Source organism: Arthrobacter sp. efr-133-TYG-118 (assembly GCF_030209755.1).
Lineage (GTDB): Bacteria > Actinomycetota > Actinomycetes > Actinomycetales > Micrococcaceae > Arthrobacter.
This window is the reverse complement of record NZ_JARVRH010000015.1, coordinates 44133-58267: the sequence shown is the minus strand read 5'-3', so window position 1 is coordinate 58267 and position 14135 is coordinate 44133. Positions and strand designations below refer to the sequence as shown.

General features: G+C 63.7%; 14 protein-coding genes. 5 read left to right on the top strand and 9 right to left on the bottom strand.

What is annotated here, in order from left to right; genetic code table 11:
• The first annotated feature begins 27 nt into the window (after positions 1 to 27).
• Positions 28 to 1647, top strand: a complete 1620-nt coding sequence (gene purF, locus QRN59_RS14165; protein WP_078107476.1) for an amidophosphoribosyltransferase — start codon at positions 28 to 30, stop codon at positions 1645 to 1647.
• Positions 1644 to 2804, top strand: coding sequence for a phosphoribosylformylglycinamidine cyclo-ligase (gene purM / locus QRN59_RS14160; RefSeq protein ID WP_284983143.1), 1161 nt, complete (start codon positions 1644 to 1646; stop codon positions 2802 to 2804). The genes purF and purM overlap by 4 nt, the downstream gene beginning before the upstream one ends.
• Positions 2805 to 2871: 67 nt before the next feature.
• On the opposite strand, the gene QRN59_RS14155 is transcribed toward purM, so the two are convergent.
• The 7 genes from QRN59_RS14155 to QRN59_RS14125 form a co-directional block, all read right to left on the bottom strand.
• Complete coding sequence (locus QRN59_RS14155) at positions 2872 to 3657, bottom strand: VOC family protein (protein WP_284983142.1); 786 nt, start codon at positions 3655 to 3657, stop codon at positions 2872 to 2874.
• Positions 3658 to 3767: 110 nt separating this feature from the next.
• Positions 3768 to 4748: a TIGR03086 family metal-binding protein gene (locus tag QRN59_RS14150; RefSeq protein ID WP_284983141.1), complete on the bottom strand. Its 981-nt coding sequence runs from the start codon at positions 4746 to 4748 to the stop codon at positions 3768 to 3770.
• Entirely contained in the window at positions 4745 to 5095 is a 351-nt protein-coding gene (locus QRN59_RS14145) for an ArsR/SmtB family transcription factor (RefSeq protein WP_284983140.1), read from the bottom strand. The genes QRN59_RS14150 and QRN59_RS14145 overlap by 4 nt, the downstream gene beginning before the upstream one ends.
• 43 nt (positions 5096 to 5138) lie before the next feature.
• Positions 5139 to 5939 carry an amino acid ABC transporter ATP-binding protein gene (locus QRN59_RS14140; RefSeq protein ID WP_502871059.1) on the bottom strand — a complete coding sequence of 267 codons (801 nt, stop codon included), beginning with the start codon at positions 5937 to 5939 and terminating at the stop codon, positions 5139 to 5141.
• Positions 5936 to 6877 carry an amino acid ABC transporter permease gene (locus QRN59_RS14135; protein ID WP_284983139.1) on the bottom strand — a complete coding sequence of 314 codons (942 nt, stop codon included), beginning with the start codon at positions 6875 to 6877 and terminating at the stop codon, positions 5936 to 5938. The genes QRN59_RS14140 and QRN59_RS14135 overlap by 4 nt, the downstream gene beginning before the upstream one ends.
• On the bottom strand, positions 6874 to 7818 hold the full coding sequence (locus QRN59_RS14130; RefSeq protein ID WP_284983138.1) for an ABC transporter substrate-binding protein: 945 nt from the start codon (positions 7816 to 7818) through the stop codon (positions 6874 to 6876). The genes QRN59_RS14135 and QRN59_RS14130 overlap by 4 nt, the downstream gene beginning before the upstream one ends.
• Entirely contained in the window at positions 7805 to 8881 is a 1077-nt protein-coding gene (locus tag QRN59_RS14125; protein ID WP_284983137.1) for a succinylglutamate desuccinylase/aspartoacylase family protein, read from the bottom strand. Before QRN59_RS14125 ends, QRN59_RS14130 begins: the two co-directional genes overlap by 14 nt.
• Positions 8882 to 8992: 111 nt before the next feature.
• On the opposite strand from QRN59_RS14125, the gene QRN59_RS14120 reads away from it, so the two are divergent.
• On the top strand, positions 8993 to 9619 hold the full coding sequence (locus QRN59_RS14120) for a GntR family transcriptional regulator (protein ID WP_284983136.1): 627 nt from the start codon (positions 8993 to 8995) through the stop codon (positions 9617 to 9619).
• Positions 9620 to 9773: 154 nt separating this feature from the next.
• Here QRN59_RS14120 and QRN59_RS14115 read toward each other — a convergent pair whose 3' ends face one another.
• On the bottom strand, positions 9774 to 10007 hold the full coding sequence (locus QRN59_RS14115; protein ID WP_028265518.1) for a DUF3073 domain-containing protein: 234 nt from the start codon (positions 10005 to 10007) through the stop codon (positions 9774 to 9776).
• A 243-nt stretch (positions 10008 to 10250) separates the two neighbouring features.
• On the opposite strand from QRN59_RS14115, the gene QRN59_RS14110 reads away from it, so the two are divergent.
• The gene (locus QRN59_RS14110) at positions 10251 to 10853 is read left to right on the top strand and encodes a septum formation family protein (RefSeq protein WP_284983135.1); all 603 of its coding nucleotides are present in this window, start codon (positions 10251 to 10253) and stop codon (positions 10851 to 10853) included.
• A gap of 16 nt (positions 10854 to 10869) precedes the next feature.
• Here the strand turns inward: QRN59_RS14110 and clpB are convergent, their stop codons facing one another.
• On the bottom strand, positions 10870 to 13539 hold the full coding sequence (gene clpB, locus QRN59_RS14105) for an ATP-dependent chaperone ClpB (RefSeq protein WP_284983134.1): 2670 nt from the start codon (positions 13537 to 13539) through the stop codon (positions 10870 to 10872).
• Between the two features lie 234 nt (positions 13540 to 13773).
• Between clpB and QRN59_RS14100 the strand changes: the two genes are divergently transcribed.
• Positions 13774 to 14130 (top strand): SRPBCC family protein, encoded by a 357-nt coding sequence (locus tag QRN59_RS14100; RefSeq protein WP_284983133.1) that lies wholly within the window; start codon positions 13774 to 13776, stop codon positions 14128 to 14130.
• Positions 14131 to 14135: the final 5 nt, after the last annotated feature.

The window sequence follows — 14135 nt, the reverse complement described above, 5'->3', positions numbered from 1 at the left end:
ACGCCAACATCATGCGACAATTGACCAGTGGCACGTGGCGACGGAAAACTTTCTCATGATCTTCTCCCCGACGAAAAAGGACCTCAGGACGCTTGTGGCGTCTTCGGGGTCTGGGCGCCGGGCGAAGAAGTAGCAAAACTCACCTATTACGGGCTGTATGCGTTGCAGCACCGCGGACAAGAATCGGCTGGCATTGCTACCAGTGACGGCAAGCGCATCAATGTCTACAAGGACATGGGCCTCGTGTCCCAGGTCTTCGACGAGACAACCCTGAACACCCTCACAGGGCACCTTGCCGTCGGCCACTGCCGCTACTCCACCACCGGAGCAAGCCACTGGGCAAACGCACAGCCCACCCTGGGCGCAACAGCCACCGGCACCGTTGCCCTCGCGCACAACGGCAACCTGACCAACACTGCTGAGCTCCGGGAAATGATCCTCGAGCTCAACGGTGGCCAGTTGACCGGAGAAATGAAGCAGGGCAACACCTCGGACACCGCCCTGGTCACCGCGCTCCTTGAGGGCGAAGAGGGCAAGACCCTTGAACAGACCGCTCTTGAGCTGCTTCCCAAGATCCGAGGCGGCTTCTGCTTCGTGTTCATGGACGAAGGAACGCTCTACGCCGCCCGCGATACCTTCGGCATCCGTCCCCTGTGCCTTGGCCGCCTTGAGCGCGGCTGGGTTGTCGCCTCGGAACAGTCCGCGCTGGCAACCGTCGGCGCGAGCTTCATCCGCGAGATCGAGCCCGGCGAGTTCATCGCCATTGACGAGAACGGCGTCCGTTCCCAGCGCTTCGCGGAAGCGACGCCGGCCGGCTGTGTTTTCGAGTACGTCTACCTTGCGCGTCCCGACGCTTCGATTGCCGGACGCTCGGTGTACGAGTCCCGTGTGGAGATGGGCCGCCAGTTGGCCCGCGAAAACACCCAGGTAGCGGACATCGTCATCCCGGTTCCCGAATCCGGAACCCCGGCAGCGGTCGGCTACGCCGAGGAATCCGGTATTCCGTTCGCGCACGGCTTCGTCAAGAACTCCTACGTGGGCCGCACGTTCATCCAGCCCTCGCAGACCCTGCGCCAGCTCGGCATCCGGCTCAAGCTCAACGCCCTCGAATCCGTGATCCGCGGCAAGCGCGTGGTGGTGGTGGATGACTCGATCGTCCGCGGCAACACCCAGCGTGCCATCGTCCGGATGCTCCGCGAGGCCGGCGCCGCAGCCGTCCACATCAAGATCTCCTCCCCACCTGTCCAGTGGCCCTGCTTCTACGGCATCGACTTCGCGTCCCGCGCTGAACTGATCGCCAACGGTGCCACCATCGAGGAAATCTCCCAGGCCATTGGAGCGGACTCGCTGGCCTACATTTCCGAAGACGGCATGATCGGCGCCACCCAGCAGCCGCGCGAACGCCTCTGTACCGCCTGCTTCACGGGCCAGTACCCCATCGCACTTCCGGGTTCGGACAAACTGGGCAAAAACCTCCTGGAGCGCACCGACCTCGGCGGGCTGCCGACGTCGGGCATCTCCGCCGAAGCCGCGACCGCGGACTCGGACGACCCGGCCAACAAGCCCGGCGCCACGGGCTGCGATCCCGGACCCGACGCCGAGTTTGAGAACCTGCTGACCGACGCCGATAAGAAAGAGTCTGTATGACCTCCGCATCCTCCGCCGCTGAGAACACAACCGGCATCACCTACGCGTCAGCCGGCGTCGACGTCGAAGCGGGCGACCGCGCCGTCGAACTCATGAAGGACGCCGTCAAGGCGACCCACAACAGCTCGGTCCTCGGCGGCGTCGGCGGTTTCGCCGGCCTGTACGACGTCTCCAAGCTGCTCACCTACAAGAGGCCGCTGCTGGCCACGTCCACTGACGGCGTCGGCACCAAGGTGGCCATCGCCCAGGCCATGGACATCCACGACACCATCGGCTTCGACCTGGTCGGCATGGTGGTGGACGACATCGTGGTGGTCGGCGCAGAGCCGCTCTTCATGACCGACTACATTGCGTGCGGCAAGGTTGTGCCCGAGCGCATCGCGGACATCGTCCGCGGCATCGCGGCCGCCTGCTCCGTGGCGGGCACCGCCCTGGTGGGTGGCGAAACCGCTGAGCACCCGGGACTGCTGGGTGAGCACGAGTACGATGTCGCCGGTGCAGCTACCGGTGTTGTCGAAGCCGACGCCCTGCTTGGCCCGGACCGCGTCCGCGCTGGCGACGTCGTGATCGGCATGGCCTCCTCGGGCCTGCACTCCAACGGCTACTCCCTGGTTCGCCGCGTGATCAACCACGCCGGCTGGGCCCTGGACCGCCAGGTCTCCGAACTCGGCCGCACCCTCGGCGAAGAACTGCTGGAGCCCACCCGCGTCTACGCCGCCGACTGCCTGGACCTCGCCCGCGCCTTCCCGGTCAGCGGCCTGGGTGCCGCGCCCGGCGCCGTGCATGGCTTCAGCCACGTCACCGGCGGCGGCCTCGCAGCCAACCTGGCCCGCGTCCTGCCGCAGGGCCTCGTGGCCACGGTTGACCGCGCCACGTGGGAACTGCCGGCCATCTTCAAGCTGGTTTCAGAGCTCGGCAATGTTCCGCTGGCCGACCTGGAGCGCACGCTCAACCTCGGCGTCGGCATGGTGGCCATCGTGTCGCACGAAATCGCCGACGCCGCAGTGGCCCGCCTCAACGAACGCGGCCTCCCGTCGTGGGTCATGGGTACCGTGGCTTCGGACTCCGACTCGATCATCAAGAGCGGCCCGGACTACGTCCAGGGTGCAAAGGGTGTCGACGGCGGCGCCGTGCGCCTCGTGAACGCCTACGCCTAAGGGTTCCTAACGCAAACGAGTGCCCACCCAATTGCCGATCCGGCAGTTGGGTGGGCACTCGATTTGTTTAGGCGCTTTCGCCGGCCATCACGCTGAAGGCTGCCCCGGCGGGATCGCCGAGGACTGCCATGCGGCCGACACCGGGGACATCGAAGGCAGGCGCGAAGACCTGGGCTCCGAGTTCCACGGCCTTCGCCACGGATTCATTGACGTCAGCGACATTGAAGTAGGTCATCCAGAACGGCGGCATACCCTCCATGGGCTGCTTCATGGCGCCCGCCACGGACTTCCCGTCCACCACGAACTGGGTGTATTCCTGCAGATCGCCGGCTGCGGCCGTCTCGCTGGAGCATCCCGTCACGGATTCGTAGAAGGCCACTGCCTTGGGGACGTCGTTTGTCTGCAGCTCGCTCCAGACCACCGTGCCCGGTTCATTGACCAAGCCGGCGCCGTGGTGGTTTCCGGCCTCCCAAAAACCAATCTGCGCACCCGTCGGATCGGCGGCGAAGAACATCCGTCCGCTCCCGTTGGGGACGCTGTCCGGCGGGAAGAGGATGTTGCCGCCGGCCGCCGCCGCGCGCTCAGCGGCCTCATCGACCGAATCGACGGCGAGGTAGTTGGCCCAGAAGGACGGTGCACCGGCCGCAGCCATATCCGGCATCTGCTGCATCATGCCCGCTACATAGCGGTCCTGCAGCTTGGCCATGTAGTAAGTGCCGCCGTTGCCGGCGTCCATTGCGTCCAATTCCCAGCCGAACAGATCGCCATAGAAGGCCTTGGAAGCCTCAATGTCCGACGACGACAGGTCCACCCAACACGGAGTTCCCTGCTTGTAGCTATCAACCTGCGGCATTGCTATCCCTTCGTTGAGTAGCCGGCTTACGCCAGCGGATACCACGTTCAAAGTAGTACGGGGGTCTGACACTGACAACAGCCAGCGGGCGCGGGCCCCTCAGGAACTTTCTACGCGTGAACAGTCCGGCCCGTGAAAGCGACCAGGCGCTCCAGGCTGGATGACGTCTCGGCGACTTCCTGGGCCGGGGCGAAGCTGCCGCTTGCGCGGACCTGCTCGCTGATGGTGTTCTGCGCGAGGACCTCGACGTAGTCGGTGAGCTCATCTGCCACCGACACCTCGAGGCCCAGGGCCTTGGAGAAGTCCCAAGCGTGGACCAGGAACTCGAGGTTGAGGATGGAGGCGACCATCGTGGCCGGTAGCTCGGCGAAGCCCATGTCGATGGTGCCTTCGAGGCCGCGGCGGTAGAAAGCTTCCAGCGTGGGCTGGGCGAGGTCGGCGATGCGCACCTCAGGCGACTTTCCGGCGTCGTCGGCTACGTCGGCACCCAGGGCTTTGGCGATGCCGCCAATGGATCCGGCAAGGTGGTCAAGCAACTGCGACACGTTGAAGTCGGCGCACGGAGTCTGGGTCTGCGCGTCGGCTTCGGTGACGTGCGCCAGAACGCGCTGCACGATGGCAAGCGTGGCGTCCGCAGAAGTGAGTTCGTTGAGATCGGCAGGGGCTGCTGCCCATTCGTCGGCACCGGCGTCGCCCGTGGCGGCCGCGGCGAGGAGACGGTCGAGGTAGTGGTTCCAACCCTCGGAGTGGGCGGCGACGGCTTCCGGCGTCGGAAGGCCTTCGTGCACCAGGCGCACGGTGGTCCCGCCGTCGGCGGGCTCAAGGGTGATGGCCACGGTGGAGACGTTGTCCGCCGGGGCTTCAGGCTGCTCCCAGCCCCACGTGAAGACGACGCGCTTGCCCGGCTCGATTTCAGTGAACGTTCCGGCCGCGTGGTGACCGGGGGTGATTGTCCAGCGGTACTCGCCGCCTACCTTCAGGTCGACGCGTGCGGCAACGGTCTGCCAGCGGCGAAGGCGTGCAGGCTGCGTGATGAGTTCGAACGCCTGGTCGACGTTAAGGGGAAGAAGAACGGTCTTGTCGTAAATCATGGTGATTCCTCTGTTGTTTGAAGTCGGTCGGTGGTGAAGTTTTGTGCGTCAGCGAGGAGCATGTCCAGCTCAGCGGTCCAGAACTGCTCAAAAAGCATCCGCAGTTCCCTCATGCCGGCATTGTCCAAGCGGTAGAAGCGGTTGCGTCCTTCTTTGCGGGCAGCAACGAGGCCTACCTGCTCCAGCAACAACAAGTGCTGGGAGACGGCGGATCTGCTCACCGTGAATTCGCCGGCCAGCTCCGTCACGGTGCGCTCACCCGCCGCAAGCATGTGCAACAGACGCCGCCTGTTCGGCTCCGCGGCAACTTCCAGTCGGTCGAGCATGCTTAATACGTTAGCCGTCACTAACGCATTCTGTCAACAACTTTCGAGAGCGCACTATCAACACCTACAGAACTGCCGACAAAAAAGCCTTGGTCCGCTCATGCTGCGGATTGCCAATGACCTCTGCGGCGGCACCTTCCTCAATGATCCGTCCGCCGTGCATGAACACCACGCGATCCGCCACGTCACGGGCGAAGCCCATTTCGTGCGTCACAACAATCATGGTCATTCCCGTCCGGGCCAGGTCCTTCATCACCCTGAGGACTTCGCCCACGAGCTCCGGATCCAGCGCCGACGTCGGCTCATCAAACAGCATCAGCTTCGGCTGCATGCACAGGGCCCGGGCGATCGCCACCCGCTGCTGCTGCCCGCCCGAGAGGTGCCGCGGATAAGCATCCGCCTTCTCCGAGAGGCCCACCTTCTCCAGCAAATCCAATGCCCGACGGCGGACATCCACCTTGCGTTGTTTGAGCACCCTGAGCGGCGCTTCCATCAAGTTCTCCAGCACGGTCATGTGCGGGAAGAGATTGAAGTGCTGGAAGACCATCCCGATATCGGTGCGGTCGGCGCAGATTTCGTTGTGGGACTGTTCGTGCAGCTTGTCCCCCTTGATCCGGTAGCCCACGGCCCTGTCCCCTACCCACAGCAGACCGCCGTCGATCTTCTCCAGGTGGTTTACGCACCGCAAGAAGGTGCTTTTCCCCGAGCCGGAGGCCCCGATCAGGCAGACCACTTCACCGCTTTGGACGTGGAGGTCAATGCCTTTGAGGACCTCGTTGTCGCCGAAACTCTTGCGCACGCCTTCCGCGCGTACCAGCGTAAGCGCCTCCGGCGCGGTCCGGCTGTCCGTCATTTCGATGGTCATGACTGCCCGCCCTTTCCTGAGCTGTGCGTGGAGTGAACCCTGAAGAATTTCCGCAGCCGCTCGGCAGCGGTCGGCGGGACGGAGCGGGACGTTCCCCGCGCGAAGTGCCGTTCAAGGTAACCCTGACCTACCGTGAACACCGTGGTGACGATGATGTACCAGATGCTGGCCACCAGGAGCAGGGGGACAACCTGCAGGTTCTTCGAGTAGATGATCTGGGCGGAGTACAGGAGCTCGGGGACAGCCAGGACACTGACGAGCGACGTCATCTTGAGCATGCCGATGAACTCGTTGCCCGTCGGTGGAATGATGACGCGCATGGCCTGCGGCAGGATCACCCTGGTGAGGGTCTGGATACGGGACATGCCGAGGGCACCCGCAGCTTCGCCCTGGCCTTGATCGATGGACTGGATGCCTGCCCTGACAATCTCCGACATGTACGCGGCCTCGTTAAGCCCCAGGCCAAGGATCGCAGCGGCAAGGGGCGTGATGATCTGGTTGGCGTCCAGGCTGACCCCCGGGATACCGAAAGTGATCTCGGGATACAATGCCGACAAGTTGAACCAGAACAACAGCTGGACCAGGACCGGCGTGCCACGGAAGATCGTCACGTAGGCGCTTGCCGAGGCCTTGACCACGGGGTTTGCCGAAAGCTGCATAACGGCAAGCACCACGCCGAGCCCCACCCCGAGAGCCATGCAAACAACCGTCAGGAACAGGGTGATGCCGATCCCGTTGACGATGGCGACGTCGCGGAAATACAGGGCCACCTTGTCCCAGCCGAAACGGGGATTGCTCACCGCGGAAACAAGCAGCAAGATCACGACGGCGGCTACCGCAGCACCAGCCACCCACCGCCAGGGGTGCCTGGCTGAGACCACGGTGAACTGTCCGCGGTCCGTTGTTCGAATCTCAGGGACGGTGATCACGCCGCTCATTTCGCACCGCTCGCGTCCACGGCATCGGCGCTGATGGTCACCGAGTCCGGGATTCCGTACTTCGCGTTGATCGCCTTGTACGTGTCGCCCGCGACCAGCGCCCTGACCGCAGCGACGATCGGCTGGGTCAATGCCGAACCCTTGGGCATGGCGATACCTACCGGCGTCGGTTCGAAGTCCTGATTGCCGGCGAGCTCGAAAGCGCCCCCTGAAAGCTTGCTTGCGTAGCCCATGCCGACAAGACCCGAGAGGACGCTGTCTACACGGCCGGAGATGAGGGCCAGGTTGGCTTCGTTCTGCGAGGGAAACAGCTGAATGTCGATCGGCACCTTGCCAGCGTCGACGCACTGCTTCGAAAACGCCGGAAGGGTCTCGATCCCCTGGGTGGTCCCTTTCTCGCCACCCACCTTGGTGCCGCACAGCGTCATCGCGTTGAGGGACAACTTCCTGGGGTTGCCCGCCTTGACGGCAAGGCCTGAGCCGCTGCTTTGGTAGGAGGCGAAATCGGCATTCATCTTGCGTTCGGCCGTGACGTTGAAACCCGAGATGCCGACGTCGTACTTGTTCGAGCTCACGCCCGGCAGGATGGTGTCGAAGGTCGCGGGCACCATCTTGACTTCGAGCCCCAGCGTCTCGCCGACGGCTTTCGCAAAGTCTGCGTCCCAACCGACAACCGTCTTGCTGTCAGCGGCGTAGAACTCATAGGGCGCGAAGGTGGGGTCTGTTCCAACCACCAGCGTCCCTTTGGCCTTGACGTCCGGGGGTAAGAGATTCGCGGCGGACTGGTTGAAGGGTGCAGCCGGGATCGCGGCGTCGTTGCCGGGAATGGAACCGGTCGCGGCTTCCTTGCCGGCGTCGAGTGATGCCGTGGTGCAGCCGCTTAGCCCGACGGCGGCTGCCAGCAGCAGGGCGCCTGTAGAGATATATCTAGGACGGTTCATGATTGCCTTCCGTATAGGTTGTTCCGTGGTCAACGGCGATGTTGACCACGGTGGTGCCGACATTGACGAGGGCGGGATGCCGAACGATTGCGACCACCCCGTCAATGGGTGCAAAAAAGTCTTTTGGAGAACGGTCAAGCTCTTCCACTGAGTGGACCCGGGCCACGAGGTCTCCGGCCATGACCTTCTGGCCAAGTTCCACGACCGGTTCAAGGATGCCTGCCATCGTGGAATGGACCGGGGACTGGGCAGTGAGTTCGATCCACTGGATCGGGGCTCCGGCGGCCGGTCCGGCGTCGCGCGCGCCGTCGTCGGAGGCCACCTCGCCGCTGGCAGCGGCGTCCTTGAGCACGCCCCAGTGGCCAAGCAGCGAACGAAGTCCGGTCCTGGCCCTGTTGAGGATCGGCAGGGATACGGTTCCCCTGCCACCAAGTTCGGTCGAAATCATCGGTACGCCGGCCCGATCGGCAACGCCGCTGATGGAGCCCGACTTCAGCATGGGCTTCACCACGACCGAATACGGGGCATTGAACGCGGCGACCGCCGCCGTCTTCTCGGCCCATAGCTCCGGCGTCGGTCCTTGGTAGACGAACGCGGACGGAACATACTCCGAGGCGATTCCCCCGGAGTGGATGTCCATGACAAAGTCAGCCATGGGGATGAGTTCTCCGGCCACAATCGAGGCGATCTGCAGGGCCGGCCCGCCGTCGGCGCGGCCCGGGAGGGCCCGGTTCAGATTGACCCGGTCCACGCTGGAAACGCGCTTTCCCTCGCGGACAGCAGCGATGTTGAGGGCAGGGAGGATGATCAATCTCCCTGTCACCTCATCCGGGTTCAAGGTGCGGATGAGTTCCTGGAGCAGGATCTGGCCTTCATATTCGTCACCATGCGTGCCGGCGGCCAGGAGGACGGTGGGGCCGTCTCCACCACTCAGCACGGCGATCGGCGACGGGATGACAGCGGCGTCATTCTCGTTGTCCGAATGTTCGATCTCCAGGTAACCCAGTTGCTTGCCGACGGCAGCAAAATCGATCCCGGGTATGCGTGGAATGTGCAGGCTCATAGGGCAACTTTCAAAGGGTTGGTAGAATTGGATTCACTGTATACAGTGAATCCTGTGATGTAAAGCACGTAGGATTGAGCGAGTTTTGACAACGAAAAGGGGATGAGGCGAATGGCCGCGCAAGCTGCCAAGGGGATGCGGCCGCTGAGCGAGCACGTCTACGACAGGATCAGCAATGAGATCGTCAATGGAGTGGTCGAGCCTGGCGCTCCCCTGGTCCAGGAACAGTTGGCCGAAGAATACGGCGTCTCCCGGACACCGGTCCGCGATGCATTGAACCGCCTGGTGCACGAAGGACTCGCCACTTTGGTCCCGGGCTCCGGCTATTTTGCGACGACGCTGACCCGCTCAGCCGTCGAGGAAGTCTATGAGGTACGCAAGGCCCTTGAAATCATGGCTATCAGGCAATGCGGGGCCAAGTACACCAACCTTCAGCTTGCCCGGCTCGAGCTGCTCATCGCCGAGGGTGCGGCAAGCGCGGACCCGGAGGAACTCTTCGCCGCCACGCGGGCGTTTCATTTGGGCCTGGCGGCGCCTGCGCCCAACGGATTCCTGCTGAAGACGCTCGAATCCGTGTGGGACAACCCCGTTCAACGGCTCATCAGCCGTTCGTATCCCTTGGACGACGCCAAGCTTGAGCGCGTGGCAGACGCTCACCGGAAGATCCTGGCTGCAGCCCGCGCCAATGACCTCGAAACGCTGATCCCTTTGCTGGATCTGTGCCACGAGAAGGACTGACCGGCAAAGCCGACGAAAAAGGCCCGTAGCGCGCGTCAATCATGGCGCGCCCTACGGGCTCTGTGTTTCGGGAGGCATCTGGGGATGCCACATGACTTCGTGTACGACGGCGGTACGCAACTCGATGCCGAAAGGCACCTGATTGTTGCTACAGCTATCCGATGCGGCGGGTGTCTACCTCGTCGTCATCGTCTTCCAAGTCCTGTGCGTACTTGTCCTCGTAAGCCGAGTAGTCCGGCTCCGGCGGATCGTCCGCGAATCGGCTCGTCGCACGACTTGATGGCCCAGTCAGCTCCCGCTGAAGGGCCGAATAGTCAGTGTTCGGGGAGTAGTACTTGATGTCCCGAGCCTGCTTGGTAGCTTTTGCCTTTTGACGGCCGCGCCCCATGGCGTGACCCCCTTTTGTACTTGGACCGGAGGTGGTCACCTTGGCGATCGGTGAGGCCCCGGAATGTTTGGTCAATTTGTCGTATGTCTAGATTACATGCTTTCTGGAGCAACTGCGTGCCACGACCTTCGCGAAAGCGGCGTCACAGTTCCAACTGGCAGTATCTCCATTCATTGGCATGAAAAACTTGGGTAGAGTCGCCCTAATATCGGGCCGCACGTATGAAAGGCAGCAAACTCAGACATGGGCCAGGACAACACGATCCCGGGCAACAACGGTACAGGCGACAACGAGTCGCCGGTAGACCCTGGTTCAGGGACCCTGCAGACTGCGCTGGACGCCATAACGCGGTATCGGCTCATCATTGGCGGCATTGTGCTGGCCGTATTGATCCTCATCGGGGTAGTGATCTGGGTCCTGGTTGGAGCCCTGGCCAACCATCCGGTGGCCGCGCCCGCCCCCGCGCCAGCCACGTCCAACAGCCGCGGCCCCCTCCCGGCCGATGTCGAGGCAAAGGACTACCAGCTGGGCGATTGCTTCGCCGATTTCGACTCCAACGCCACCAAGTCCAAGGTGGTGGACTGCACCGCCGACCACTCGGCCCAGCTGGGCTCCATCTTCCGGTACAAGGCTGACGACACCTTCCCGGGTGCCACTGCCTTGCGTGACAAAGGACGCGAAATCTGCCGTGATGTGATGCTCAACGAGGCCTCCACGAAGTACGCACTCCTGCAGCAGAACGTGTACCCGAGCGCCACCAGCTGGGACAACGGTGACCGCCGCGTGGACTGCTTCATCGTGGTGAACTCGGGAAACACGCTCAAGGAGTCCGTGCTGCAAAAGTAAGTCCAGCCGGCCGAAGTTAGTCCTTCCGCCGCACCGTCAGGCCGCTACCCGCCGGAGTTCCGCCGTCGGGACCCGTCAAAGCTTTGAGACCCTCGATCGTGAGTTCGTCGACATCGGCCGCGGTGTCCACGAGCACCGTGTCGCCGTCCGCGATCTCTCCTGCGAGGATCTCCTTGGCAAGGCGGTCGCCGATCTCGCGTTGAACCAGCCTTCGCAACGGGCGGGCGCCGTAGGCGGGATCATAACCGGACATCGCGAGCCAGGCGCGGGCGCCGTCACTGACCTCAAGGGTGAGCCGGCGGTCGTGCAGCCGTTTGGTCAGCTCATCCACGTGCAGCTCGACGATCCTGGCGAGCTCGTCCACGCTGAGCGGATCGAACAGCACAATCTCATCGAGCCGGTTGAGGAACTCCGGCTTGAAGGAGGCGTTGACTACTGCCATAACCGCATTTCGCTTCGCCGTGGCGTCCAGCGTTGGATCCACCAGGAACTGGCTGCCCGAGTTGGAGGTCAGCACCAGGATGGTGTTCCGGAAGTCTACGGTGCGGCCCTGCCCGTCGGTGAGGCGACCGTCGTCGAGCACTTGCAGGAGGATGTCAAACACCTCCGGGTGCGCCTTCTCCACTTCATCAAGCAGGATCACGGAGTACGGGCGGCGGCGGACCGCTTCGGTGAGCTGGCCGCCTTCCTCGTAGCCCACGTATCCGGGAGGGGCGCCGACCAGCCGGGCCACGGAGTGCTTCTCCCCGTACTCGGACATGTCGATCCGCACCATGGCGCGTTCGTCGTCGAACAGGAAGTCAGCGAGTGCCTTCGCGAGCTCGGTTTTACCGACGCCGGTGGGACCGAGGAACAGGAACGAACCCGTGGGGCGGTTGGGATCGCTGATGCCCGCACGGGCGCGGCGGACGGCATCGGAAACGGCGGCCACAGCCTTGGACTGGCCGATCAGGCGCTTTCCGATCTCCTCTTCCATGTGCAGCAGCTTCTGGGATTCTCCCTGCAGCATGCGGCCGGCGGGGATCCCGGTCCAGGCTGAAATGACCTCGGCGATATCATCCGCCGTGACTTCGTCTGCGACCATCAGGGCGGGCTTCGCTTCACCCCGCGCTTCCCGGGCGGACTCTTCCTCGGCTGCGGCGCTGAGCTCGCGCTCCAATGCGGGCAGTTCGCCGTAGAGAATGCGAGAGGCAGCTTCAAGGTCGCCTTCGCGCTGGTGTTTTTCGGCGGCCGAACGCAGCTCGTCGATTTTCGCCTTGAGGTCGCCGACACGGTTGAGCCCGGCCTTCTCGGCTTCCCAACGGGCGTTCAGCGCCGCCAGGGCTTCCTTTTTGTCCGCCTTGTCCGCGCGGAGTGCAGCGAGGCGCTCGATGGAGGCCGCATCCGTCTCACGTTCGAGGGCCAGTTCCTCCATGGTGAGACGGTCCACGGCACGGCGAAGCTGGTCGATTTCCTCGGGAGCCGAGTCGATTTCCATGCGCAGCCTGGACGCGGACTCGTCCACGAGGTCGATCGCCTTGTCCGGCAACTGACGGCCCGAGATGTAGCGGTTGGAGAGCGTGGCGGCGGCCACGAGGGCGGAGTCTGCGATCGCTACCTTGTGGTGGGCCTCGTAGCGCTCCTTGAGGCCGCGGAGGATACCGATGGTGTCCTCCACGCTCGGCTCACCCACGTAGACCTGCTGGAAGCGGCGTTCCAGGGCGGGGTCCTTCTCGACATTTTCGCGGTACTCGTCCAGGGTGGTGGCGCCGATGAGCCGCAGCTCGCCGCGCGCCAGCATTGGCTTGAGCATGTTGCCTGCGTCCATGGCGCTTTCGCCGGTGGCACCGGCGCCCACCACCGTGTGGATTTCGTCGATGAATGTGACGATCTGCCCGTTGGAGTTCTTGATCTCCTCCAGCACGGCCTTGAGCCGTTCCTCGAATTCGCCGCGGTACTTCGCGCCGGCCACCATGGACGCGAGGTCCAGCGCGATCAGGGTCTTGCCCCGCAGGCTTTCCGGGACGTCGCCGGCCACCATGCGCTGGGCAAGACCTTCGACGACGGCGGTCTTGCCGACACCGGGTTCGCCGATCAGCACGGGGTTGTTCTTGGTGCGGCGGCTCAGGACCTGGACGACCCTCCGGATTTCACTGTCCCGCCCGATCACCGGATCCAGCTTTCCGGAGCGCGCGACGGCTGTGAGGTCCATACCGTATTTCTCGAGCGCTTGGAAGGTGTTTTCCGGGTCCTGCGAGGTGACTTTCCGGTCGCCACGGACACCCGGCAGGGCGGCGAGGAGCGCTTCGTGGGAGGCACCGGCGTCGCGCAGTAGCTTCCCTACGGCGTCGCTACCGGCAGAGAGCCCCAAAAGGAGGTGCTCAGTGGACACGAAGGAGTCACCGAGTTTCTCGGCCTCGTTCTGGGCGGCCTGGATGGCCTGCATGGAAGGACGGGAAAGCTGCGCTTGCTGCACGGAGCTGCCCGACGACGACGGCAGGGCCTTGATCGCCGAACTCGCCTGCACGCTCACGGCATCCGGGTCAGCTCCAGTGGCGCGCAACAGCGCGACGGCGACGCCCTCGCGCTGGTCCATGAGTGCTTTGAGCAGGTGCGCCGGCTCTACTTGCGGATTTCCGGCGGTGGAGGCGTTCATGGCCGCCGCGGAAAGAGCCTCCTGGCTCTTGGTGGTGAATTTGACGTCCATGGAAGAGCTCCTTTCGGGAGTAGACTGTTTCTCAAAGTTGAGTCTACTATGCTCAACTTTGCGAAATTGTCCGTCCTGCTCCATGTTTGCCCACGGCGAAACTGCTGTCCATAGCCTTCGCTGCTTACCGCGGCACCCGCCGTCGAAAACGTGGGTCCGGGCCGCGCACTGCGTGCCGGAACGCAGCGCGCGGCCCGCACCCACGATCCCGGTAAAGCGCCGTACGATATGCACATGGCACCCTTCACAGTCACTCGCAATGCTCTGATCCCGGCTGCACCCTCCGCCATCTTCCCCTTCGTCAACAACTTCCACGAGTGGACCAAATGGTCTCCGTGGGAAACTGTCGACCCCAAGCTGAGCCGGAGCGACTCGGGCAACGAATCCGGCGTCGGAGCCAAGTATGCCTGGAGCGGCAACAGCAAGGCCGGCAGCGGCACCATGGAAATCGTCGGCTCGGACGAGCCCGGTGAGAACAAGGGCCTCGGCAAAATCTTCGCTTTGTTCATGAACATGGACAAGATGGTGGGCGGGGACTTCGAAAAGGGCCTGACCGCACTCTCAGCGGTAGCCACCCGGAAAAACTCCTAGTTTCC